The sequence below is a fragment of the Brevibacillus sp. BD137 genome, assembly GCF_041644655.1.
Lineage (GTDB): Bacteria > Bacillota > Bacilli > Brevibacillales > Brevibacillaceae > Brevibacillus > Brevibacillus brevis_D.
Genome location: NZ_JAOTNO010000005.1, coordinates 206,551 through 229,211, shown reverse-complemented (window position 1 = coordinate 229,211; position 22,661 = coordinate 206,551). Strand labels below are relative to the sequence as shown.

Below are 22,661 nucleotides of genomic sequence, written 5' to 3'. Positions count from 1 at the left end.
TGATAGCATCAACCAGAAAGAAAAGCCGCCCGTAACAACAGGCGACTTTCCTGGAATCTAGAATTATGCTTGCGGTTGATAACGTAGGATGGGCTTTCTTGCCGCTGTCGCTTCATCCAAACGTTTGACCACAGTGGTATGAGGAGCTTCCTGAACGATTTCTGGCGTTTCCTCGCACTCGCGGGCAATTTGCAGCATGACGTCAATGAACTCATCGAGCGTTTCTTTTGTCTCGGTTTCAGTCGGTTCGATCATGAGGCACTCGTCGACGATCAATGGGAAGTAGATCGTTGGCGGGTGATAACCGAAGTCGAGCAAGCGTTTTGCGATATCGAGCGTGCGTACGCCCAGCTTCTTCTGGTTCACTCCAGACAGAACGAACTCGTGCTTGCAGACGCGATCAAATGGCAGATGATAAGCCGTTGCCAATCGACGCATCATGTAATTGGCGGAGAGCACCGCATTTTGGGAAACTTGCAGCAAGCCTTCTGGCCCCATTGTACGGATATAGCTGTATGCACGAACGAGAATACCGAAGTTTCCGTTGTAGCCTTTTACGCGTCCGATGGAAGCTGGACGATTGCTGTCCCAGTAGAAGCTTCCGTCTTCCTTCTTCGCTACGATTGGTGTAGGCAGGAATGGCTCGAGAACTTTTTTCACGCCGACCGGACCAGCACCCGGACCACCGCCGCCGTGAGGTCCTGTAAACGTTTTGTGCAAGTTCAGATGCACTACGTCGAAGCCCATGTCTCCCGGACGGGCAATTCCTAAAATCGCGTTCGCATTCGCACCATCATAGTACAAGAGGCCGCCAGCTTCATGGACGATTTTCGCCATTTCCACGATATCTTCTTCAAACAATCCGAGAGTGTTCGGGTTCGTCAGCATCAAAGCAGCCGTGTCAGGTCCTACTGCATCGCGCAGCGCTTGAATGTCAACCAATCCACGCTCGTCAGATGCAATGGTTACGGTATCCAAACCAGCTACAGCAGCAGATGCCGGATTCGTACCGTGTGCGGAGTTCGGCACGATTACTTTGGTACGGTGCGCTTCCCCACGGCTCTCGTGGTAAGCGCGGATCATCATCAAACCTGTCCACTCACCCGCAGCACCAGCAGCTGGTTGCAGGGTAACTGCGTCCATGCCTGTAATTTCACCCAGCTCTTCTTGCAGGTTGTACAACAGCTCCAAAGCGCCCTGTACAGTTTCTTCCGGTTGGTACGGATGTGTCTGCGCAAAGCCTGCGTAACGAGCAACGTCTTCGTTAATTTTCGGGTTGTATTTCATCGTGCAAGAACCAAGCGGATAGAAGCCATTGTCTACCCCGTGGTTGCGACGAGACAGTTCGGTATAGTGACGAACCAATTGCAGCTCAGATACCTCTGGCAGCTCAGCCGGCGTTTCGCGGATGAGGTGCTTTGGCAAAAGGCTTGCTACTTCTACTTCTGGAACATCCAATGCCGGCAAATTGTAGCCCACACGGCCTGGTTTGCTCATTTCAAAGATCAGTGCTTTCTCCTGGTCGTTACGCACGTGTGATCGCCTCCAATTCAGCCGCCAATGTGTCGATTTCTTCTTTGGTACGCAGCTCAGTTACTGCAAGCAAGGTATGATTTGCAAACTCTGGATAGTCCAGACCGAGATCGAAGCCTCCAATGATTCCAGCAGCCAGCAGGCCTTTGTTTACTTCTGCAACTGGTTTGTTCAGCTTCACTACAAACTCGTTAAAGAATGGAGAAGTGAATACGATCTCCAAGCCTTTTGCTTGCAGGGCATTCTTGGCGTAATGAGCTTTTTGCAGGTTCATCATTGCCATTTCTTGTACACCCTGCTTGCCGAGTGCTGTCATGGCAATGGAAGCAGCCAATGCGAGCAGCGCTTGGTTCGAGCAGATATTGGAAGTCGCTTTTTCACGACGAATATGTTGTTCACGCGCTTGCAGCGTCAATACGAAGCCGCGCTTGCCATTTTCGTCCTTTGTTTGACCGACGATACGACCTGGCATTTTGCGCATCAGTTTGGATGTGGTAGCAAAGTATCCGCAATGTGGTCCGCCAAAGGATGCTGGAATACCGAATGGCTGCATGTCACCCACTACGATATCTGCGCCCAATTTGCCCGGCGCCTCCAGTACACCCAGCGCAAGCGGATTGGAGGATGTGATCAACAGTGCGCCTTTTCCGTGCGCAATTGGTTCAATCGCTCCCAAGTCCTCTACGTTTCCGAAGAAGTTCGGATACTGCACGATGATTGCTGCTGTATTTTCATCAACAAGCGCTTCCAGAGCCGCTGTATCCGTAACGCCATCGCTGTTGATACCTACCTCAACCAGCTCAACGTTTTGTCCATACGCATATGTTTTCAAAACACCACGCGCTTCTGGATGTACAGCGCGGGAAACGATTACGCGCTTTTTGCCAGTGTGTCCAGCAGCCATCATCGCTGCCTCTGCCAAAGAAGTTGCGCCGTCATACATCGAGGAGTTCGCTACCTCCATGCCAGTCAGCTCACATACCATCGTTTGGAACTCGAAAATAGCTTGCAGCTCACCTTGGCTGATCTCTGGCTGGTACGGTGTATAAGCGGTAAAGAATTCACCGCGAAGCAGCATGTGATTAACTGTGCTCGGCGTGTAATGTTGATAAACACCCGCACCTAGAAAGTTAACATGTGTGCTGAAATTTACGTTTTTATTTGCGAGGTGTGTAAAATACTTCACCAAATCTGGCTCGGAAAGTGCTTCTGGAATATTCAATGCACCTTTAAAGCGTACTTCTTCCGGAATATCTGCAAACAGTTCTTCTACACTTGAAATGCCGAGCGTTTCCAGCATTTCGCGCTTGTCCTGATCAGTTTGGGGCAGGTAGCGGTATTTCACGGACGTTGTCCTCCTCTAAAAGGATGTATGTGGTGTATCGTTTAGTTTTTTGGGCGTTTATAAAATGGAGCGGCAACAACTTCTGCTTTCAGACGTTTTCCGCGAATTTCTACTTCTACTGGTGTACCTAACGCAGCATGCTCGGTTTTTACGAGAGCGAGACCGACGTTTTTCTTCAAGGTTGGAGATTGTGTTCCCGTCGTCACTTCGCCAATGAGCTCTTCCCCCACATAGACAGGGTAATGCGTGCGCGGAATCCCACGGTCGATCATTTCAATCCCTACCAGCTTGCGTAGGGCACCGTTTTCTTTTTGTGCCTTCAGCACTTCTTGACCGATGAACGGCACCTCTTTGTCTACCTTGACAGCAAAGCCAATGCCCGCTTCGATCGGCGTAATGTCTTTACTGAGCTCTTGTCCGTACAGTGGCAGCTTGGCTTCAAAACGAAGCGTATCGCGCGCACCGAGACCGCACGGCAACAGACCTTCTTCTTTTCCAGCATCCAGCAAGATGTCCCACAGCTCTGCTGCACGATCGGCATCCAAATAAATCTCGAAGCCATCTTCGCCAGTATAGCCAGTGCGGGAGACCAAACCTGGAATACCGCTCACTTGCACATCACGCTCAAAACGGAAAAAGCCGATTTGAGACAAGTCTGTAGTCGTCAGCTTTTGCAGAATGGATTCTGCCAGAGGACCTTGAATGGCGATTTGTGCTGTTTGTGGCGAAATATTCTCAATCGTTACGCCTGGAATCAGATGTTCTTCTAGCCACGCATAGTCTTTGTCGATATTCCCCGCGTTGATGACGAGCAAGTAATGATCATCTGCATACTTGTAAACAAGCAGATCGTCTACCGTTCCCCCATCTGGGTAACAAAGCACACTGTACTGCGCCTGCCCGACGGCCAGCTTAGACACGTCATTCGTAGTCACACGCTGGAGATAAGAAAGAGCGTTTTCCCCTTTTACGTCCACTTCTCCCATATGGGAAACATCAAATAGACCAGCTTTTGTCCGAACGGCTTCATGCTCTTGACCAATGCTTGTAAACTGCACCGGCAGATCCCAACCACCGAAGTCGATGGTTTTCGCGCCATACTTTGCATAAGAATCAAATAGTGGCGTACGTTTCAAATTGGACATGTGGCACCTCCTGTGAACAATAAGAATCCAAAACAAAACAGAGGGGGAAAAACGGGTACACCAAAATAATGGTGCCCATTTCTCCTCCTCTGTCCTTGGTACCTGAGAGTTACCTTGCGAATCAGGTGGGGGTATATCGTTCCCACTTGCAAGTTTCCCCTTTGGTGGCTCATATGAATGTGAGCTCTCTCCAGAGTTGCGTCCAGTAGAGGTACTTTTGCCTGAGAGATTCACCGTTACCGGCTTGCTCCTTCGGCGCTGCCAAACGTTCCAGCAGTCTCTCCCTACTACCTTCATTCGCGGTTGTTTCATGGTCATACATAAGTTTTTGCTAACATTTCCATACTAGTGGATGTACTACCTCTTTATCCTACCATGAGAGTCCAAAGTTGAAAATATACAAATTAACACTCAGATTCAGAAAAACTTAACAAAACACATTGACAATAGATAAATGTTCAGTTTTTTGGCGTTAACCATGAAAGTTATGGCAGAGCTATGAAAAGGAGTATCTTATATGCCGAATGTTCCTATTTCATTTGATACGAGTTGGATCAATCCGCTAACAGAACGAATGCAAGAAGATGGTCCCTGGGATAAGTGGGAGCTGTTCAAGCTCTCATTGGAAGCCGAGGAAGCGATGGCTGTTCACGATTTTGACCAGCTACAATGTCTGAAATACCTTCCACTCTTATCGCCATTTCCTCACCAGTTGGAGACAGCCAAACGCGTCCTGTTAGAGATGCGTGGTCGTGCCATTCTCGCAGATGAGGTCGGTTTGGGAAAGACGATCGAAGCAGGGTTGATCATGAAGGAGTATATGGTTCGCGGCTTGGCTAAAAAAATTCTCGTCCTGGTTCCTGCCTCTCTCGTAATTCAATGGACAAAAGAGCTTCATCAAAAATTCGGCATTGCAGCAGTCGCGCAAAAAAAGGAATATATGTGGCGGCAGCACGAAGTCGTTGTCGCATCCATAGATACAGCAAAACGCGATCCACACAGACGTCACGTACTCGACATCGATTACGACATGCTCATCATCGACGAGGCCCATAAACTCAAAAATAAACGGACACGCAACTATCAGTTCGTCAAAGAGATCCGCAAAAAATATTGCCTGCTCCTTACTGCCACTCCCATTCAAAACGAGATGGACGAGCTGTACAACCTCATCAATTTGTTAAAGCCAGGTCACCTCGGCCATACATCCACCTTCTCTACCAATTACGTAGAGGGCAAACGCCAATCCAAAAACAGCGAGAAATTGCGGGAAGAAATTGAAAAGGTCATGATTCGCAACAAACGAAGTGATGGCGGTATCCAATTCACCAGCCGTCGTGTTCAGTCGATCCCGATTGACCTTACCCCTGAGGAAATGACCTTGTACGAAGGGGTGACCCGCTTTGTCCGCGAGCAATACCAAACAGGTTTTGGGGTAGGTGGCTTCAACTCTCTCGCTTTGATTACCTTGCAGCGTGAGGTCTGCTCCAGTAAGGAAGCCGCGTTTATGACACTGTACAACATGCACCAGCGTACTGGCGAGGACTCTCCTTTGCGCACGCAAATTCTTGAGCTAGTTGAGATGATCAAACAAATAGAGACGCATTCCAAGGCCGCCAAAACAGTTGAGCTCATTCAACAAATCAACGACAAAGTGATCATTTTTACAGAGTACCGAGCAACACAAAACTATCTACAAAAGTATTTGCACGACCACGGCATTACTTCTGTCCCCTTCCGCGGTGGCTTTAAACGCAGCAAAAAGGACTGGATGACGGATCTTTTCCAAAATCGTGCACAAGTCCTGATCGCGACGGAAGCGGGCGGCGAAGGGATCAATTTGCAGTTCTGCAACCAAGTCATCAATTACGATATGCCTTGGAACCCCATGCGAGTGGAGCAACGAATCGGCCGCGTCCATCGGCTGGGACAAAAGAGGGATGTGCACATTTACAATTTATCGACAACAGGAACGATCGAGGAGCATATTCTCAAACTACTGTATGAAAAAATCGACCTGTTTGAAATGGTCATCGGTGAGCTCGATGATATTGTGGAACGCCTGAATCTAAATCACTCCTTGGAAAACAATCTGATTCAAATCATTATGGATTCTCGATCCACCAAAGAAATGGCGCTAAAGCTCGATAACATTGGACACGCGATTCGAGCAAGCAAAATAACAAAAGAAGACGTCCCGCTTTCTGAGGCGGCTGACCAATAACTCTTGTTGGAAACGAAAAAGAAATGAGGTCTCCTGATGCAGCAACAACAGGTCAGACAATTTGTCGAGCGCTATTTGGCGACTTTTTCTGCCCATATCGTCGAATCTCACCCGGATTATTTCACAGTCAAACTCCCTGTTGAGGTGGACAAAGATATCGGCAATCGCCCTTTTTACTGGAGCTGGGTGGATAAAATGAACTTGGCTTATCAGCCATTGGTGCTCACCTTTACTTTTCATCCGGATTGCACGCCTGAAGGATTGCGATCCGAGCATCTGCATCTTGGGGCTACCCGTATGCAACAAATTTTCGCTTCAACCAAAAAGCATGGCAGCTTTGTCTGTATGTACGAGCAACAAGGGGGGCTTTTAGGCAATGCCGGCAAGCGTCGCTCAACCCCTCTAATTCCTTGGCTCGGGATGAACTTGAAGGTTTCTCTGCTCTGTGACAAGCGACGTGACATTTTATTGTACCTGGGGATTAATTTGCATCAGCCGCGGTTGGTGACGGATTTCACTTCGTTTTTATTTTCACTTTCCTTGACCCCTGCGATCCCTGACTACTATTACACGTTGGATCGAAAGGTAACCATACAGGAAGCCCTCCAAATGGCACAACAGGAAGTCGAACATACATTGGAACAAGAAGATCAGCATTGGGCAGAGGAAGCGCGCACACGTTTGAGCGAAGAATTGGCTATCTTGGAAGCGTACTATGAAGAATTGGCACGGCGCGAACCAGAAAAGGAGCAGTCAAAAGCAGACGAAACCGAAGAAGAAGCAGAGCAGACAGAAGCGCAGCCGTCACTCGAGCAAGAACCGCTCCACCCTGAGCCTGATCCAACTGGACCAGCTTCTGTCGAACAGCCCACATCTTTTGACGAATACCGGGCGTCTGGCGGACGAATCCTCGACTTTTTACGTACAAACGGAATCCAAACCACCCCACGCGCAGAGATTCATCTAGCAGAGTGGAAAAAGAGCACGCCAGATGAGGAGAGACAACGCCGAAAAGACGAGCTGGTATGGCAATACGAGCCGCGGATCGAGGTTTCGTTCATCAACGGTGGTTTGTTCTATTTATCTTCCGTTCCTCCGCTCATGCGGTCTTCGAAAGCAAAAAGCATGCGACATCTCCCCGCATCAGGGCGAATCATGTAAAAGATCAACGAGAAAATGTGAAACAGAAAAGACACGTTGCAACAAATCTTTTTGTCATAGCTGGTTACAATAGGAATAGGTTAAGCCTTTACAAAAGGTGGTGCATAGTTGTGACCAGACGATTTCTCCCTTTTATCGCTGCTCTTTTGTCTCTCATGCTGCTTTCCTCACTAGCATATGCGCAAGACGAAGCAAGCTGGGACAAGCAGTTCCAAAAACAAATTCGAGAATGGATGGATGCAATCGCAAGCCGAGACCCTCAATTCAAGCAATGGCAGGACGCCAAGACGGATGTGCAAACACTTGGTGCAGGGCAGCATCAATGGCTGGTAAGTATAAAAAAAGCGGACAAGCAGGTAGGGTATTTGGTGATAGGAGAATCACCTGATTCCACTTCCCATGAGAAATTTGTTCTATTGGAATACGGTGTCGGGGAGTACATCTTGTTCGATGACGCCTTTGCTCCGAAGGAAATCGCGGCGGAGCCCGTTTATGACGGGTTCGCTTCCTACTGGCTGATCACCCAGAAGTCAGATACACAAATGGTCAATGCAAAAACGGGAGAAATGTATCCCACTTCCTTTCAAATTAGCGAGCCCGCTATCGATGCTTTTGCAGGCGAGCAGCTCATACAAAATGGTCAACGCCTGACTCAAATGAGAATTTTAAGCGCAGCCGAGTCTGATCCTTTTGATCATATCGGGTGGGTCAGCCAATTGAGTACAACGGACACAGACGTGTCCTGGAACCAATTGTGGAAACAAAATTATGCCTCACCGGTAACATTGGCCGTCCCAATTCACCAGTCACAGGTTTTGGCCCCCTTTGTCGTAGGGTCCCTGCATTTATGGAATGACCAAAATGCTTATGTCGGTGTATGGGATGAGGGTCTGCGCTTTGTCCCGTATTCCTATGCCCATCGCGTCGGACGATTTTTCGTAAACGAAACAAGCTCTCCTGCCGAATAACCGGTTGGAGAGCTTGTTTTTTACGTTTTCTATTCACCGATGTTCTGTAGGAGAGAGACGCTCATGAACGGCATGAAAAATTTCATGGGCGGTCATTCCCTCTGCATTAATGACGGGAGCTCCTGTAATCGTTTTGTTTTGATCACCCAGTACGTTGATATCCTGTCCTGTAATGACAATCGCGTCTACCACCTGCTGCCAGTTGCCTAAATCAACAACTTCGTAACCATTTTGACGCAGCATCTTGCACACTTCAGACAGGGAATTTTCTACCGCTACTCTCGCCATATGCACCCTCCGTCTCGTTCATGATAGGTTCCACGAATTTTATTTGCGCCACAACAGTCGTATGGACATAGGAATGGCACCAAACCAGCGTGACGACCAGGACTCGCGTGGAGTCTTACGTAAACGGCGTTCATCTTTTGGAGTATCCATGTACTGCACAAACAGTTTCGTCAGGTACTTTAAATATTCCTGAAAGGACATCGCACTTGACCTCCTTCTTACTCGCGGTTCACACCACGGCGCAAGCGCTGTCCCCTCTATTGTTCCCCGTCCTGTGTTCTTTCAACCACTTGCCTTGTAATTTCCCGTACAATATCGGAAAGGCTCTTTCCTGTCGTATCCACCTGAATGGGCGCGAAATCGTATACACCTGCGCGCTCCGCCATTAAGGTTTTTACCCTTGTCGCGACTCCTCCTGCCAACAACGGACGGCCTGTATCCTTTTCCAAACGCTTGATGAGCTCTTCTTCCGTAGCATGCAGCGCGATTACGATGCCATGCTCCAACATCATCTCTACGTTTTGCTTCCGTAATACAGCTCCTCCCCCAGTTGTTACTACCTGAGATCCTACTGCCAGTAATTGCGCCAGACGTTGAGTCTCGACGTCTCGGAAATACGCTTCACCTTGATCCGTGAAGATTTCCGGAATACTGCGACCTTCCCATTCTACGATTGCATCATCCAAGTCCGTATGCTTCATTTCTAAAGAGGCAGCGAGTGCGGCTCCAACCGTGGTTTTTCCCGTTCCCATAAATCCGACTAACACCAGGTTTTTCATTTCATTACTGCCCCTTTCCGATCGTTGGGTAGGTATTAATCTTCACCGTTTTTTGTTGTTGATTATACTCCGTCTCATATCCCAATGCTTTTTCAAAAAAGGACAGTGGAACCATCGTACGTTCTTTGATTTCGATTAGCGGGCTGCCTAAATCTATTCGCTTGCCATCAACTTCAGCAAAGCGCTCCCGTTCCTTTATAAATACTTCGCGTCCATTTCCATATACGCGAATCATTTGTTTCTTGTCGTCCCAGCTAATCGCTACTCCCATTTTCTCGCCAAGCTCACGCAATGGAATATAAACCGTATTGTGGGTGACCCGAGCAGGAATCGATGGATAAAAGCTCATGTTATTGATGATTGTGGTGATATAAGGTTCCAGTTGTACAGCACCAAAGCCATTCTTATTTGCACTATTGGTATACAGGGTGAAGTATTTGGCTTCCCCTTGCAAGGTTTGTCCAAGCGCCTGATCGAGATGCTCTGCACCAATGACACTGCCATGATAATTTTGCTGGACGCGCTGTAAGAATCGCTTATAGGCATCGTCACCGATTTTGCGGCGCAGGTTGTCGAACAGAAGTGCTCCCCGAGAATACCAGGTCAGCTTAAACTCTTCTTCGGTAGAAAACTTCTGCAATGGCTTGTCCAGCTTTCCATTTGGATAACGCTCTTGTAAACGTTTGACATCCCGGTTGTACGTATCCAGCAGAGTCGTAGCTGATTGGGCACCATAACGCTTCTGCAAGTAATGGGACACACCCAGCTCCACCAGACCCTCATCAAGCCACCCGTGCGAGGACTCCAATGTAGCCACACTGTTGTACCACCAAAGATGCCCTACCTCATGCGGCAGCCAATGATCAATCAGATTGTTGTAATGCATGTCTCTTTTGAATACGGCGAGGTTTGCGTATTCCATGGCGTACGTCGTCCCCGTACTTGTTTCCGCAATCGCCACGTTCGGATACGGCAACGGCCCATACATATCGATGAAAGTAGGAAAGACCGATTGGGCAATGGTTTTGATTCTTTCAATGTTGCCTTTATCAACGGAAGCAATGTCAACCGTTAAATTCGGAGCAAATTGAATCGTTTCAATGTGATAAAGAGGACTTCCCACCAGTCCAAAGTTCAACAGTTTTTTGGCTTGATAATGGACTTGCTGCTTATTGCCACCGATTGACTTCGTTTGCCCTCTGCCCCATGAACTGACCCATTTGTAGCCTTGTGGAGAAGTAAATGACACATCATAATCTCCATAGTGGTAAACGAATGGATCACCAAAATCAACTCGTTGCGGTGGGTCATACCAAACGCCTTTTTGGTTTTGGGCACCGAGCATCGGGTACCATGTCGTCAACGTCCAAATATCGTCTTTCACCCCAAAACGTGTGCCTCTGCGTGGAACCGGGTTCTCGAATTCAATGGTTAAAGCGCCACGAAGCTCCTTGCCAAGCGGGTTTGTCAGCTTCACCAGCGATTGACCACGTTCAAAAGAAAGCGGCTTGTCCTTGTAGCGAATCGACTTTACCGTCATTTTGTTCCAAAGGTAATCGTAAATATACAATCGTACATCTGGCGTTTTCGGATTGTCGAACTCCAAGGTCATGTTTCCGGTTATTTTTGCTTCGGACGTATGTAATTCAGCTTGAATCTTATAGACAGGGTTCAAATCCTTAACATAAGACGGCAGAGGCGGATCATAGGAAAATGGATCAACGAACTTTTGCGCCTCCTCAGGTGAATGATTCATGGCAATGATTTGAGAAATAGCTGGCCAATACGCGACGACTCCAACTGAGCCAAAAAAAGTGAGGATCGTCACACATACTAGTAAGCTCGTTTTATGTAGTGATTTCATGACAGCCCCCAAATAATAAACCGCCCGGCGGCAGGCGCTAAATGTTTTTGTTTCATTGTAGCAAATATAAGTCAAACTGAGTAGAAATTCAGGAGATTCTGTAGAGAAACCCCCATATTTGACAATGATCTGTATCTGCTGAAAATAAAAAAAGCCGCCACTCATTGTATCGTAATGATTGGCTGCTTTCTTTAGTATTTACCAGGTTTCGTACATAATTTTTCCGGTCTGGCTAAGATCATAGCCCCCGACTGCTTCCAATTCCTTTTGAAATGGACGCGACCCGAGAACATCAAGAACAGCCTGAATGAGCTGCTCGTTGTCCTTGTTTTTCAACAAGACGAGGTCATATCGCTCACGCACAGTTGGGACAAACTCCACTCCCACGAGTGAAGCCGCCTTTTCAATGCCCACTCCTATATCTGCTTCGCGCCGGGCCACTACTCCTGCGACTGCCAGATGATTGGACTCTTCCCGTTCATAGCCAATCACGTCACTCCCCGCTATCTTTGCCAGTCGAAACTGCTCTTCAATCAACGTGCGTGCACCGGACCCTTTTTCCCGATTGACCATGCGAATGCCCGGCTTCGTAAAATCACTCCATGCTTTGATCTGTTTTGGATTGCCTGCCTGAACGTAGAATCCGGCCCAACGTGACAACATATTGATGACAACAAAACGATGTCCACACAAAATGCGACGAATATACGGGACATTGTATTCATTGGTATCCCCATCGTACAAGTGCGTGCTGACGATATCAGCCTTACCCGTATACATCGCCACGAGGCTGTTAAGTGAGCCCACGTACGAGCGAAGCGGTCGGTATGCCTCATCCTTTTTCTCCAAATGCCCCGCCAGTAGGTCCAAGCTCACATCCTGCCCGCTAATAATGATATTGCGGCCTGTACCACTCTGCTCATATCGTGCCGATTGTTGGGCTTGTTCTGTTTGCGGGATGCTGACGGCTGAGGCTTGTCTGTATACTCCCTTTGCCTTCGCCTTGTACGCTTCCAGATCACTTTCGTCCACGCGCATTTGCCTACCGACGCGATATGCGGGCAGCTCTCCTTTTTTTATGAGATCGTAGACCGTCAGCTTGGAAATACGTAAAATTTTCGCTATTTCTTCGGTGGTGTAAGAATTTTGTTGACTCATGTCCCGCCTCCGTTATCTCCTTTGCTCTATTGTCAAACAAGTGTCGTAAAATCGCAATTGATTATTCATTACGATTCCATATAATCTAGTTATGTCCAGTTATAATTACTTATAACTAAATATAATTATGGAGGTCTTTTTTTATGAAGAAGCACTGGTTTGCCATATTGACAGTATTTTGCTTGATGCTAACTGCTTGCTCGACAACACAAACCGCACCACAAGCAAGTGAGCCAGCCAAAACCGATGCAGCAAAGGTAGAACTGATGATTTCTGCTGCTGCTAGCTTGACGGATGCCTTGAATGAGTTGAAAACGCAATACGAAACGGAACACCCGGGAACGACCCTCACCTTTAACTTCGGAGGCTCGGGCAAACTCGCCACACAAATTACGCAAGGTGCTCCGTCTGACGTATTTTTGTCTGCTAGCAAAAAAGACATGGACGGTCTAGAGGAACAGCAACTGATCGCCAAAGACACACGCCAAGACTTCACGAAAAACTCGCTTGTTCTCATTGCAGGTACCAAAAGTGCTGTCGCTATCTCTTCTTTTGAAGAGCTGAACAGCGCAGCGATCAAGCATATTGCCGTCGGTGAGCCTGAGACAGTCCCCGCTGGGCGATATGCGAAAGAAACATTGGATACGCTGAAAATGTGGGATTCTCTTTCCGCACAAATGGTATTTGGCAGTGATGTTCGCCAAGTTTTGACCTTCGTAGAATCTGGTAACGCGGATGTCGGTATTGTCTATTCCAGTGATGCTGCTGCTTCGAAAGATGTTAAGATATTGGCGACAGCCAAACCTGAATGGCACAAGCCGATCGTTTATCCAGGTGCGGTCGTCAGCGCTTCGAAGAACCAAGATGCAGCAAAAGCTTTTCTAGCCTACTTGACAAGCGACAAAGGAAAAGCGATCTTACAGAAGTACGGGTTTCAATAAACGAACGGAATGGAATGGGAGGTGGCAAGCGTGATTGAAACTAATCTTACTCCTTTGATGCTCTCCCTTAAAGTAGCTGCGCTCTCCACCTCCTTTGTTTTTATCCTCGGGATGGTTTCTGCAAGGTGGATGACACAAAAGGATTTTTTGGGGAAGAATGTGCTGGAGTCCTTCTTTTTGCTTCCGCTTGTCCTCCCTCCCACTGTTGTTGGCTTCGGTCTGTTGCTTCTTTTCGGAAAAAACGGTTTTCTCGGTCAGCTTCTGCATGATTGGTTCAATATTACCGTCGTCTTTACCCTGACAGGCGCCGTTATTGCCTCGATTGTCGTTTCCTTTCCGCTGATGTATCAGAGTGCAGTCGCTGCCTTCACAGGAGTGGATCGTCGTTTGGAGAATGCGGCACGCACGATGGGGGCTTCGGAATGGCGCTTATTCTGGACCGTTACCTTTCCCTTGGCTTGGCCTGGCCTGTTGGCTGGATTTGTTCTTTCTTTTGCCCGTGGTTTAGGGGAGTTTGGTGCTACGCTGATGCTCGCAGGCTACATCCCTGGGAAAACCGATACGATTCCCGTCGCCATTTATTTTGCTGTTGAGGCTGGTCAAATGGATAAGGCATTGTTTTGGGTCATCATCATTGTTTCCTTGGGGATGGGTACGACTCTCTGGCTGAATTGGTGGAGTCGTCGCAATGTGCGCAGGTACGCCAATCAAAAGTAAGGCAGGTGAATGGGAATTGCTCTTTCTCGACATACAGAAGCGTTTGCCTGATTTCATTTTGGATGTGTCCTTTACGGTGCAAAAGGAAATTGCTGTGCTGTTTGGACCATCCGGCTCTGGCAAAACAACGATATTGAACAGTATTGCAGGTCTGGTTCATCCTGATACTGGCGTGATCCAATTAAACGAGAACGTCTTTTATCGCGAAGGACAGAAGCCGCTTCCTGTACAAAAACGCAGCATCGGGTATTTATTTCAAGATTATGCTCTGTTCCCTCACATGACCGTTGAGCAAAATGTTCGATACGGCTTAAAAAAGGGGCATGAACTGAATTTGGCTCCATTGTTGTCCTCAGTGGGAATCGATCATCTGTTGCAAAAATATCCTCACCAGTTATCCGGGGGACAAAAACAACGGGTGGCACTCGTACGTGCACTTGCGACTGAACCAGACATTCTGCTCCTTGATGAGCCTTTATCGGCGCTGGACGCGGATACGCGTAAACAATGCCAGGATGAGTTGCTTCGCCTTCACGCTATGTGGAACATCCCTTTTCTGCTGGTCACCCATGATCGTGAAGAAGCCGAGAAGCTCGCAGATGTCATTTTCCTGATCGATAATGGCACAATCAAAGAACGGAAAAATGAAAAAAGCCATTCAGCAACCTCCATCTCCCGATAATGGGATGGCATTGCTGGATGGCTTTTTACCTATCGCGCTGTGATTGGTTCAATCTTCACATCGTTTTGTTTTGCCCACTTATGTACTTCGCCGAGGAATTGCAGGACGTCATGGCTCTCGTGATGGACACAAAGGGTATCGGCCGCCAAGTCAATGTGCTCGCCATTGACCGTCATTACTCTTTGTTTTAAAACGAGCTGACGTGTCTGCTCCATGCGTTCTTCCTTGCTGATCAGAACGCTTCCTTCCAGATCACGCGGGGCTAATCGACCATTCGGCAAATAAGCCCGCTCTGCAAATACTTCCTCTGCCACCTGAAGCCCGTGTTCCAAGCCAGCCTCTACAAGCTTACTGCCAGAGAGTGCATAGAGGATCAGATCTTCATCAATATCCGCAATGGCTTGGACAACCGCTTCGGCGAGCTCTGGCCGTTCGGCCGCTTCGTTATATAGCGCGCCATGCAATTTCACATGGTGAAGCTCCCCGCCGAGTGCTTTTGTAGTCCCTGCCAAGGCTGCAATTTGATACAACACCAGCTCATACACTTCATTGACAGACAAGTTCATCGAACGACGTCCGAAGCCTTGAATATCTGCATAGCCGGGATGTGCCCCGATTTTCACATCATGCTTGAGTGCAGCTTCGATTGTTCTGCAAATAATATGGGGATCCCCTGCATGCAATCCGCAAGCAATATTAACGGAGGTGATCCATTTCATAATTCCCAAATCCTCTGATTGTCGACCTCTGCTGAAGCCCTCTGCCATATCGCAGTTAATATCCAGATGAATCATGTATGCTCACCTTTCTTTCGCTACTCTATCTTTTGAAAACGCATTCATACGCGTGGCTTCTCGTTTTCTTCCACTTTAGCATACCATGTACGCCAGTTTAACAAAAGCAAAAAAGCTGCCGAAAAATGGCAGCTTATGAACAACTATGTCGAACCAACGGTTGCTTGACTGCTTTCTTCTGTCTGTAAGGTCTCTGCTAGTGCCATTACCTGGTTCTTTTCTTGTTTATAATCGTATTCCTTTGCCTTATCCGGTCTGGCATTGTTGTACTCTACCGGGATCTCATGGCGATGGGAACGTTCAATTTTCGTTACAAAGTGCAGCTTCTCCATAATGCGAATCGTTTCGTCCAACAAATTGGCATCCACATACATCGAAACGTAATTTAAGCGCTTGGAGATGTAATGAATGGTGCCAAATTTGCGTAAATTTTTGGCGGCACGCGTGTTTTTCACCCACACGGCGACCCCCAGACGTCGCTCTCTCATGTTTTGCCGTCGGTCTCCTTCCTAATCGTGGTATACTTACTGGTGAAAGCTTATACAGAAAGGAATCGTGGTCTATGCTGGCTACGTTTTATCATCAATTCGAGGAAGCGCTTCACCGCGAAAAAATCGTGACCCATAGCAGTTGGCAAACCTATGCGGGCCAGCTCTTTTTCTATGTATGCAGTACGCTCCCTGCTCCTCTGCTTACAAACCAGCTCATGGAAACAGGAGAGCGCCTGACCACTGATACCAAATTACAGCCAGAATGCATTTACGTGCGTTCTGATGACGTGCAGCATGTGTATCGCTTCCGCTTTCGCGTACCTGACGAAAAGCAGTTTTGCTGCGGCAATCTTTGTGAAGACTGCTTTCTGCTACGCCAAAATGAATCGGGAACAGCGTAAATTACGATGGCTTTTTCACGCTACAGCCACAGCTTCCGCCTGTTCCGCAACCGCTGCCCTGCGCCTCTAAAAATGGATTGTTGCTCGGAACCTTGATCGTTTCCGAGACGGAATGAGCAATGGTTCTACTCACCTGATACAAGAGCTCATCCAGAGCATCCTCTGCTCGCTTGAACGCCTGTACGGAATCCCTCAGTTCAATGTTGCGCTTCAGTTCCCGTACTTCTTTGGATATATGATTGTAATCCGGGTGATACTTCCCGAACCGTTGCACATCTTCGTACTGTTCCTTCTTAGCCTCGAACACGACGAGCAGACGTTGCACTTCCTCATCTGCTTCCATTTGGCGTTTGGCCTCCAGATACTCCGAGACCTCGCGCGATTGGTTAATCATTGTGGACAGCTCATGAGAACCCATGATCAACTGCGTAATATCCACTGCTTCCAATGTTTCCATAAAGCGAGACCTCCTTTCGCCGCAAAGCTTGAAACTTTACGTCATTCCTGATTGTATCACGATGCACACCCTTAGTACAGATATTCGGGCACTACAATGCGCACTCGCTCGATGCTATCGAGACGGTAACACTGTTTGCCTCCCTGTCCAGCAATCGTAACCATCCAGTACCCCATTTCCAGGCGTACTTCTGTCGGTAGCCCGCGCAGCTTATCTTTTCCACCTTGCTGGATCTCGACTTCCAGCTTCAGTTCGATTGCGCGCTTAAATAAATCCCGCATGGATTGTGGATGATACGATTGAAAATGCTTCGTCCACATTTTAGGAAGCGCTGCGATTTGCTCATTTTGCTCAGGGAACGTGTTCTCTATAGCATAACCGTCCCAAGGCCGTTCGATGAGAAGCAAGCCCTTATTCCCGGCGTGACTGTTTGGGAGTGGCGGGAGCTCTTTGCTTGCACTAGCAATATGTGATAGCACTTGTGGCTCATAACCGAACTGTCGTAGTAAACGGATTAATTCTTTTTCCTGCGAGAACGGAATCAAAAACGTAGTGGGCGAGACCACTTGGGCAAGAAATGGACGAAAGTCAGGAATTTCGCGCCATTCCTCCAGAAATCCGGCATGTGCTGTCCGCACGAGGAAGTACGGCTCCATTTGAATCTGCCTCGCAGTTCTCGCCCATTGGCTCACAACCTCAACCAAGCTCTCAGGCAACGGATGAACACAGGAGGCCCGGAGCTTTTCAATGACTTGCTCCTCCGTCCCTCCTTGAGCCAAATACGATTGCAGCAGCCTTGCTTGCAATTCACCCCGAATCAATTGCCCATCAAATTGGAGCTGGCAAAATTGACTGATCTCCCATACATCCAGCAACGGGACAAGCGGAGGGATTGTAATGGCACCTGTGGGGTCCACAAACCAGCCTTCCTCTGACGATAATCGCGGCAAGCTGCTCCAACGCCAAAAAATCCCACGCTCCTCGTCCATTCCGAGCTGAATCCATCCCATGCCTAACAGTACATGCAGCCATTGCTCCACAATAAGCTCCTCTGCATTGTCGGGCAAAGGAAATCCTGCTTCTTTTAGCATGCGTAATTGTTCATGAATGGAACACCACTGCTCGACAGGAACCTGTCTCATCAATTGAATGAAAAATTCCCACCAGTCACCGTGCGGCAAAAATTGTTCCATGACAAGTTGATACAACTCTTCCCAACGTACGAGCGGCGGTTGATGCAGCCATTGCTTCGTTCGGTGGAGATCGAGTACGAGTTCTCGCTCCTCCCTATACACCAAGCCAAGTCTGAGCGCAATATCAAGAACAACCGTCAAGGATAAGCCCTCTCTTTGTTCCTGATCGAGCGGCGGAATCACGATTCCTTTTACATGCTCATCTGTAAACGAGAGTAGCGGCAGCATTTTTTGCGACATCCTGCGATGAATGCTTCCTTTTTGCGTAATGGGAATGTGGTTGTCTCGAACAAACAACAAAAGCCCAAAAAGATCCAGCTGTATCCCTCTGCCTGCTGATATATAATAAGGGAGCGTTTTTGAAAGAGAAACAAAAGCCTGAGAGGCTTCCGGCAGCATTTGATTCGTCAACTGTTCCCGAACCTCTTGTGGCATCAAATAGCCGATTTCACTCCACATTTTCCGTACAGTCAAGATCAGTCCAAGCCGTCGCAATTTCGTCAAGCCGACTGACAGATGCCTGTGCTCTTTTGCCGTTTCGCGTTCCCACGTTCGTTTGCTAAAAAAGCCTCTCGTCGCTTTGGTTACGAAAAGCCGGATAACGGTTCGTTCCAGCTCATCTGCCTGTTCCCATGCTTTGCCAATAAAAACGGGGTCCAATAATCTCGCTGTTAAATCTTGCTCTTCGGCAATCTGATATCGTTTGGTTTGTTCATGTAGAATCGCTTGTCGCGTTGATTCGGACAGGTATTCCAGCGAATTCTTCACACGCACGCCTGTCACCTCAGTCTATATGATGATCGATTCATTACTTTTACCAATTGGAGGGATCTTGATGTTGCAAGTATTTCCTAGCTTACTCTTAACCGCAACCTTGGCAGTAACCGGTACACAAGTCTTGTCACCTCAACATCCTATCGTATCTAAGCCTGTGGCGAAAGAGGCTGTACAAGCAAATGCTGGTTATGAGGCCGTTGCTGCTCCCTATCCACCGGCTGTCCAGGAAGCTTTGAAGACAGTTCGAAAAAATGGCGGACACACCATTGTTCGTGCCAACGGAAAATCCTATGTAGTCGTGGGTGCAGGACAGCGCCCTACAGGAGGATATCGTTTAGTGGCGGACCAAGTCAAGCGGACTGGCCCTCATGACTTCGCCGTACACGTTCGGGTACAAGCACCAGCTCCGGGTTCGATGAAAATCCAAGTCATCAGCTATCCGACTTTGGTGATTGCCCTGCCAGACCAGCAAGCAAAAGTCAGCGTGCTCATGCGCTAGTCTATTCACGAAAAAAGCCGACAGTTCGAAAGCCACAAGGCGCATCGAAGTCGGCTTTTTTCCTTTTCCCAACAGTTACCCTTGCTTATCAGGGCTTTACCTCAATGGAAAAGCTCTCTGCTACACCATACGACTCGTGGTTATTATGTGCCAATTCTACCTTGACCTCATGCTTCCCAGCAGGGATATCCTTCATGACATAGCTAGACTCAAATACTTTGGCGATTTTTTTGCCGTCGAGGTACAAATGAACATGGCCTTCTCCGTGCTTGTTTTCTTTCCCCATGTTTTCGAGGGAAAAAGAAAAGTTCGTCACGGCCAATTTGAGTTGCAAATCATCTTTTACAAGGGTATGCGTCACAGCGAGTGTCGGCGCTGCATGATGAGCGTGCGACTCGTCTGCTACCACTTCGGTTTGCGCTTGTTGGTTCGCGTACACAAACCATTCCACACCAGCCGCAATCGCAATCAATAGAAACAAGCGGAAAAGAAATCGTTTGGTTTTCACCGGAGCTGCTCCCTTCCAAAATGAGTCTTACCCCAGTGTGCCCGACTCCTGATTGCTTCATTCATCCATTTTTGCCTCTTGATCTCACCTGTTATCCATACATACTCAGCATTCCAATAGGTAAAAGTAACCACAAGATCCTTTAGGGAGGTCATTACTGCGTATGAATGCATGGGATGAAACTCTTTCTATTTTTGCTTTAGGAGGAGTATATGAAATCGGCAAAAACATGTATGGGATTCAATATGGGGATGAAATTGTCCTCATCGATTGTGGCTCGAAGTTTCCGGATGAGAGTTATTTAGGAATTGATCTGATCATACCGGACATTAGTTATCTGCTAGAAAATCAAGAAAAAGTACGTGCCTTGATCGTCACGCATGGGCATGAGGATCACATCGGGGGTATCCCATATTTTTTGCGACAATTAAACGTCCCTGTTTACGGTACCCGCTTAACGTTAGGTCTTATCGAATTAAAGCTGAAGGAGCATAATTTGCTTCATCAGTCCACCCTCATCTCCATCGATCGTGACTCTACCATTTCATTTGGCTCGCTCACAATCAGCTTTTTTCAGACGAACCATAGCATTCCAGATTGCTTGGGTGTTGTATTTGAAACAAAAGCAGGCGCTATTGTGCATACGGGCGATTTTAAATTTGATTTAACGCCGGTGCATAAGCAATCCCCCGATTTGCACAGAATGGCTGAAATCGGGCAGAAAGGTGTATTGGCCTTATTGTCAGAGAGTACCAATGCGGAGCGCCCAGGCTTTACTCCATCAGAAAAACACGTGGGCGATCGTCTGTTAGAAGCATTCAGTAAGGCACATCAGAAAATATTTGTCTCGACGTTTGCCTCCAATGTATACCGGCTCCAACAAGTTATTGATGCCGTAGAAGCGACGAATCGAAAGCTGGCATTATTGGGTCGAAGTATGGTCAATGTGGTCAAAATCGCTTCGGAACAAGGCTATTTGCATATACCAGAAGGCATGTTGGTGGAAATAGAAGAAGTGGGCGAGCTCGATCCTGCCCGTGTCGCTATTCTATGCACCGGAAGTCAAGGCGAACCCATGGCTGCTTTATCACGGTTGTCGACCTCCGGGTATCGGCACGTAAAAGTAGAACGAGGCGATACCGTCATCCTCTCTTCCTCCCCCATTCCAGGGAACGAACGAAATGTAGCGCGCATCGTCGACAACTTGTTTATTATGGGAGCCAACGTTATTTATGGCTCTGGAACAGGCATGCATGTATCCGGTCATGGCTTCCAGGAAGAGTTGAAGCTCATGCTCACTCTCATGAAGCCACAATACTTTATCCCCATTCACGGCGAGTATCGGATGCTCCATCAACATCGTCAGTTGGCTGAATCCGTCGGCGTTGATTTTGAGTCCATTTTCATAATAAATAACGGGGATGTCGTGGATATTCAGTATGGTGTGGCTGTGCAGGAAAGAAAAATCCCTGCCGGCAATACCTTGGTGGATGGTTTAGGAATCGGGGATGTAGGGAATGGAATATTACGGGATCGCAAACATCTTTCGGAAGATGGCATTCTCGTGATCGTTGTGACGCGCAGTAAAACCGACGGCAAGATTTTGTCGGGTCCTGACCTTATTTCTCGCGGATTCATTCATGCCCCGGAATCAGAGGGCCTGTTGGAAGAAGCGACTCGCCTTGCATCCGAGGTGATCACCAATTTACAGGAAGCAAATGTGAGTCAATGGAACCGCCTGAAGCAAGGAATGCGGGAATCGATTGGGAAATTCGTGTATGCCAAAACAAAGCGCAGACCCATGATCCTGCCGATTATTATGGATGTGTGAGGGAAAAGCCTTCTTTTAGGAGGGCTTTTCCAGCATGTTATTTTCAATCTTGGGGTGATTTGAAATGGTGAAAATGGTTAGACTTTTAGCGTGCTTTCTTGCAATCTTTTTTATTTTCTTTGCTTCAGTTCCAGAGTCTGAAGGGGCAGAACTCAAGGCAAATGTCATTGTAGATTCAATGATTTATGGAAGATCAGAGGACAACAACACGTTTTTTATTTATGCCCTATTACTTAATCTAGGTGAAGCAACCGCTACAAATTTTAGCTACGCAGGTCTCTCATTTGAGGGCAAAAACGGAATGGACCACTTCTACCCCGAAACTAGCCACACTGTTATCAATTCATCGTTGAAGCTAGAGCCGGGACATTTTGTAGAAGCAAAATTTGAACTGCCCTTAGATTTTATTGATTCTAGGTTTAAAAACATAAATGACATCAGAAAAATTAGTATTTTCATTATCCGCGATAACTCTGCTCCTTATAAAGACGACTCAGCAGTGACTGTGACCGTAAATAATAAAAAGCTTGTGCAACAAACATTTATTGAAAATGATGTCACTTATGTTTCCCTTCGCGAGTTAGCCGACGTTCTTGGTGCTACAATCCAGTGGAATGATCCTACCCAAACGGCAACGCTCATCCTGAGAGACAACTTCATGGAATACGATAGACAAATAGTCATACCGGTTGGCAGTGATCGCTTTATTGATCAAGGTCGCGAAACTACTGTGTCGGGAAAAGCGAAGCTGTACAATAACACCACCCTGGTTGTACCTTTACGAGATATTGTAGAAATGCTGGATTACTATGTTGTTTTTGAACATAAAGGGAGTCAGAAAACCATCGTCGTCATTCCGAATGATCTTATCTTTACAGATGAGTAGAGACAAGTTTTCTTTTACG

23 protein-coding genes and 2 riboswitches are annotated in these 22,661 nt (G+C 47.6%); of the genes, 10 read left to right on the top strand and 13 right to left on the bottom strand.

The features are described 5' to 3' along the window. Positions 1 to 63 precede the first annotated feature (63 nt). The 3 genes from gcvPB to gcvT are packed head-to-tail and all read right to left on the bottom strand — an operon-like array spanning position 64 to position 4,023. Positions 64 to 1,533, bottom strand: coding sequence for an aminomethyl-transferring glycine dehydrogenase subunit GcvPB (gene gcvPB, locus ODZ53_RS13720; RefSeq protein WP_012685997.1), 1,470 nt, complete (start codon positions 1,531 to 1,533; stop codon positions 64 to 66). Continuing rightward, complete coding sequence (gcvPA, locus tag ODZ53_RS13715) at positions 1,526 to 2,878, bottom strand: aminomethyl-transferring glycine dehydrogenase subunit GcvPA (protein ID WP_372677715.1); 1,353 nt, start codon at positions 2,876 to 2,878, stop codon at positions 1,526 to 1,528. The genes gcvPB and gcvPA overlap by 8 nt, the downstream gene beginning before the upstream one ends. Positions 2,879 to 2,919: 41 nt before the next feature. Then, positions 2,920 to 4,023, bottom strand: coding sequence for a glycine cleavage system aminomethyltransferase GcvT (gcvT, locus tag ODZ53_RS13710; RefSeq protein WP_372677713.1), 1,104 nt, complete (start codon positions 4,021 to 4,023; stop codon positions 2,920 to 2,922). Between the two features lie 79 nt (positions 4,024 to 4,102). Further along, positions 4,103 to 4,222, bottom strand: a riboswitch (glycine riboswitch). Between the two features lies 1 nt (position 4,223). Continuing rightward, positions 4,224 to 4,319: riboswitch (glycine riboswitch) on the bottom strand. A 221-nt stretch (positions 4,320 to 4,540) separates the two neighbouring features. On the opposite strand from gcvT, the gene ODZ53_RS13705 reads away from it, so the two are divergent. From ODZ53_RS13705 to ODZ53_RS13695, 3 genes are all read left to right on the top strand, one after another. After that, positions 4,541 to 6,247, top strand: coding sequence for a DEAD/DEAH box helicase (locus ODZ53_RS13705; RefSeq protein ID WP_372677711.1), 1,707 nt, complete (start codon positions 4,541 to 4,543; stop codon positions 6,245 to 6,247). 36 nt (positions 6,248 to 6,283) lie between these two features. Continuing rightward, positions 6,284 to 7,408, top strand: coding sequence for a YqhG family protein (locus ODZ53_RS13700; RefSeq protein WP_372677709.1), 1,125 nt, complete (start codon positions 6,284 to 6,286; stop codon positions 7,406 to 7,408). Positions 7,409 to 7,518: 110 nt separating this feature from the next. Further along, the gene (locus tag ODZ53_RS13695) at positions 7,519 to 8,376 is read left to right on the top strand and encodes a hypothetical protein (RefSeq protein ID WP_372677707.1); all 858 of its coding nucleotides are present in this window, start codon (positions 7,519 to 7,521) and stop codon (positions 8,374 to 8,376) included. A gap of 33 nt (positions 8,377 to 8,409) precedes the next feature. Here the strand turns inward: ODZ53_RS13695 and ODZ53_RS13690 are convergent, their stop codons facing one another. The 5 genes from ODZ53_RS13690 to ODZ53_RS13670 all read right to left on the bottom strand — a co-directional run bounded on the left by ODZ53_RS13690 (position 8,410) and on the right by ODZ53_RS13670 (position 12,465). Next, positions 8,410 to 8,664: a YkuS family protein gene (locus ODZ53_RS13690; RefSeq protein ID WP_012685991.1), complete on the bottom strand. Its 255-nt coding sequence runs from the start codon at positions 8,662 to 8,664 to the stop codon at positions 8,410 to 8,412. A 39-nt stretch (positions 8,665 to 8,703) separates the two neighbouring features. Continuing rightward, the gene (locus ODZ53_RS13685; protein WP_007725773.1) at positions 8,704 to 8,865 is read right to left on the bottom strand and encodes a YqzE family protein; all 162 of its coding nucleotides are present in this window, start codon (positions 8,863 to 8,865) and stop codon (positions 8,704 to 8,706) included. Positions 8,866 to 8,921: 56 nt separating this feature from the next. Continuing rightward, complete coding sequence (locus ODZ53_RS13680; RefSeq protein ID WP_199927154.1) at positions 8,922 to 9,443, bottom strand: shikimate kinase; 522 nt, start codon at positions 9,441 to 9,443, stop codon at positions 8,922 to 8,924. Between the two features lie 4 nt (positions 9,444 to 9,447). After that, entirely contained in the window at positions 9,448 to 11,307 is a 1,860-nt protein-coding gene (locus ODZ53_RS13675; RefSeq protein ID WP_372677705.1) for a stalk domain-containing protein, read from the bottom strand. 198 nt (positions 11,308 to 11,505) lie between these two features. Beyond that, positions 11,506 to 12,465 carry a substrate-binding domain-containing protein gene (locus tag ODZ53_RS13670; RefSeq protein ID WP_372677703.1) on the bottom strand — a complete coding sequence of 320 codons (960 nt, stop codon included), beginning with the start codon at positions 12,463 to 12,465 and terminating at the stop codon, positions 11,506 to 11,508. A gap of 143 nt (positions 12,466 to 12,608) precedes the next feature. Here ODZ53_RS13670 and modA point away from each other — a divergent pair, with 143 nt between their 5' ends. Genes modA through ODZ53_RS13655 form a run of 3 tightly spaced genes read left to right on the top strand, consistent with a single transcriptional unit; the run spans position 12,609 to position 14,805 of the window. Next, positions 12,609 to 13,406: a molybdate ABC transporter substrate-binding protein gene (gene modA, locus ODZ53_RS13665; protein WP_372677701.1), complete on the top strand. Its 798-nt coding sequence runs from the start codon at positions 12,609 to 12,611 to the stop codon at positions 13,404 to 13,406. A 30-nt stretch (positions 13,407 to 13,436) separates the two neighbouring features. Next, entirely contained in the window at positions 13,437 to 14,123 is a 687-nt protein-coding gene (modB, locus tag ODZ53_RS13660) for a molybdate ABC transporter permease subunit (protein ID WP_372677699.1), read from the top strand. Between the two features lie 16 nt (positions 14,124 to 14,139). Next, positions 14,140 to 14,805, top strand: a complete 666-nt coding sequence (locus tag ODZ53_RS13655) for an ABC transporter ATP-binding protein (protein ID WP_173604399.1) — start codon at positions 14,140 to 14,142, stop codon at positions 14,803 to 14,805. Positions 14,806 to 14,834: 29 nt separating this feature from the next. Here ODZ53_RS13655 and ODZ53_RS13650 read toward each other — a convergent pair whose 3' ends face one another. After that, positions 14,835 to 15,599 (bottom strand): LamB/YcsF family protein, encoded by a 765-nt coding sequence (locus ODZ53_RS13650; protein ID WP_016739869.1) that lies wholly within the window; start codon positions 15,597 to 15,599, stop codon positions 14,835 to 14,837. Between the two features lie 143 nt (positions 15,600 to 15,742). Continuing rightward, positions 15,743 to 16,087 carry a YlbG family protein gene (locus ODZ53_RS13645; protein WP_007725782.1) on the bottom strand — a complete coding sequence of 115 codons (345 nt, stop codon included), beginning with the start codon at positions 16,085 to 16,087 and terminating at the stop codon, positions 15,743 to 15,745. Positions 16,088 to 16,161: 74 nt separating this feature from the next. Here ODZ53_RS13645 and ODZ53_RS13640 point away from each other — a divergent pair, with 74 nt between their 5' ends. Further along, positions 16,162 to 16,491 (top strand): hypothetical protein, encoded by a 330-nt coding sequence (locus ODZ53_RS13640; protein WP_012685983.1) that lies wholly within the window; start codon positions 16,162 to 16,164, stop codon positions 16,489 to 16,491. A gap of 1 nt (position 16,492) precedes the next feature. Here the strand turns inward: ODZ53_RS13640 and ODZ53_RS13635 are convergent, their stop codons facing one another. After that, positions 16,493 to 16,948 (bottom strand): YlbF/YmcA family competence regulator, encoded by a 456-nt coding sequence (locus tag ODZ53_RS13635; RefSeq protein WP_372677697.1) that lies wholly within the window; start codon positions 16,946 to 16,948, stop codon positions 16,493 to 16,495. A 71-nt stretch (positions 16,949 to 17,019) separates the two neighbouring features. Continuing rightward, positions 17,020 to 18,915, bottom strand: a complete 1,896-nt coding sequence (locus ODZ53_RS13630) for a hypothetical protein (RefSeq protein ID WP_372677695.1) — start codon at positions 18,913 to 18,915, stop codon at positions 17,020 to 17,022. A gap of 61 nt (positions 18,916 to 18,976) precedes the next feature. Between ODZ53_RS13630 and ODZ53_RS13625 the strand changes: the two genes are divergently transcribed. Continuing rightward, positions 18,977 to 19,417, top strand: coding sequence for a protease complex subunit PrcB family protein (locus ODZ53_RS13625; RefSeq protein WP_372677693.1), 441 nt, complete (start codon positions 18,977 to 18,979; stop codon positions 19,415 to 19,417). A gap of 88 nt (positions 19,418 to 19,505) precedes the next feature. Here ODZ53_RS13625 and ODZ53_RS13620 read toward each other — a convergent pair whose 3' ends face one another. Then, positions 19,506 to 19,925: a thioredoxin domain-containing protein gene (locus ODZ53_RS13620; protein WP_016739866.1), complete on the bottom strand. Its 420-nt coding sequence runs from the start codon at positions 19,923 to 19,925 to the stop codon at positions 19,506 to 19,508. Positions 19,926 to 20,088: 163 nt separating this feature from the next. On the opposite strand from ODZ53_RS13620, the gene ODZ53_RS13615 reads away from it, so the two are divergent. Together ODZ53_RS13615 and ODZ53_RS13610 are read left to right on the top strand one after the other, a co-directional pair. After that, positions 20,089 to 21,756, top strand: coding sequence for a ribonuclease J (locus tag ODZ53_RS13615; protein WP_372677691.1), 1,668 nt, complete (start codon positions 20,089 to 20,091; stop codon positions 21,754 to 21,756). A 64-nt stretch (positions 21,757 to 21,820) separates the two neighbouring features. After that, entirely contained in the window at positions 21,821 to 22,642 is an 822-nt protein-coding gene (locus tag ODZ53_RS13610) for a copper amine oxidase N-terminal domain-containing protein (protein ID WP_372677689.1), read from the top strand. Positions 22,643 to 22,661: the final 19 nt, after the last annotated feature.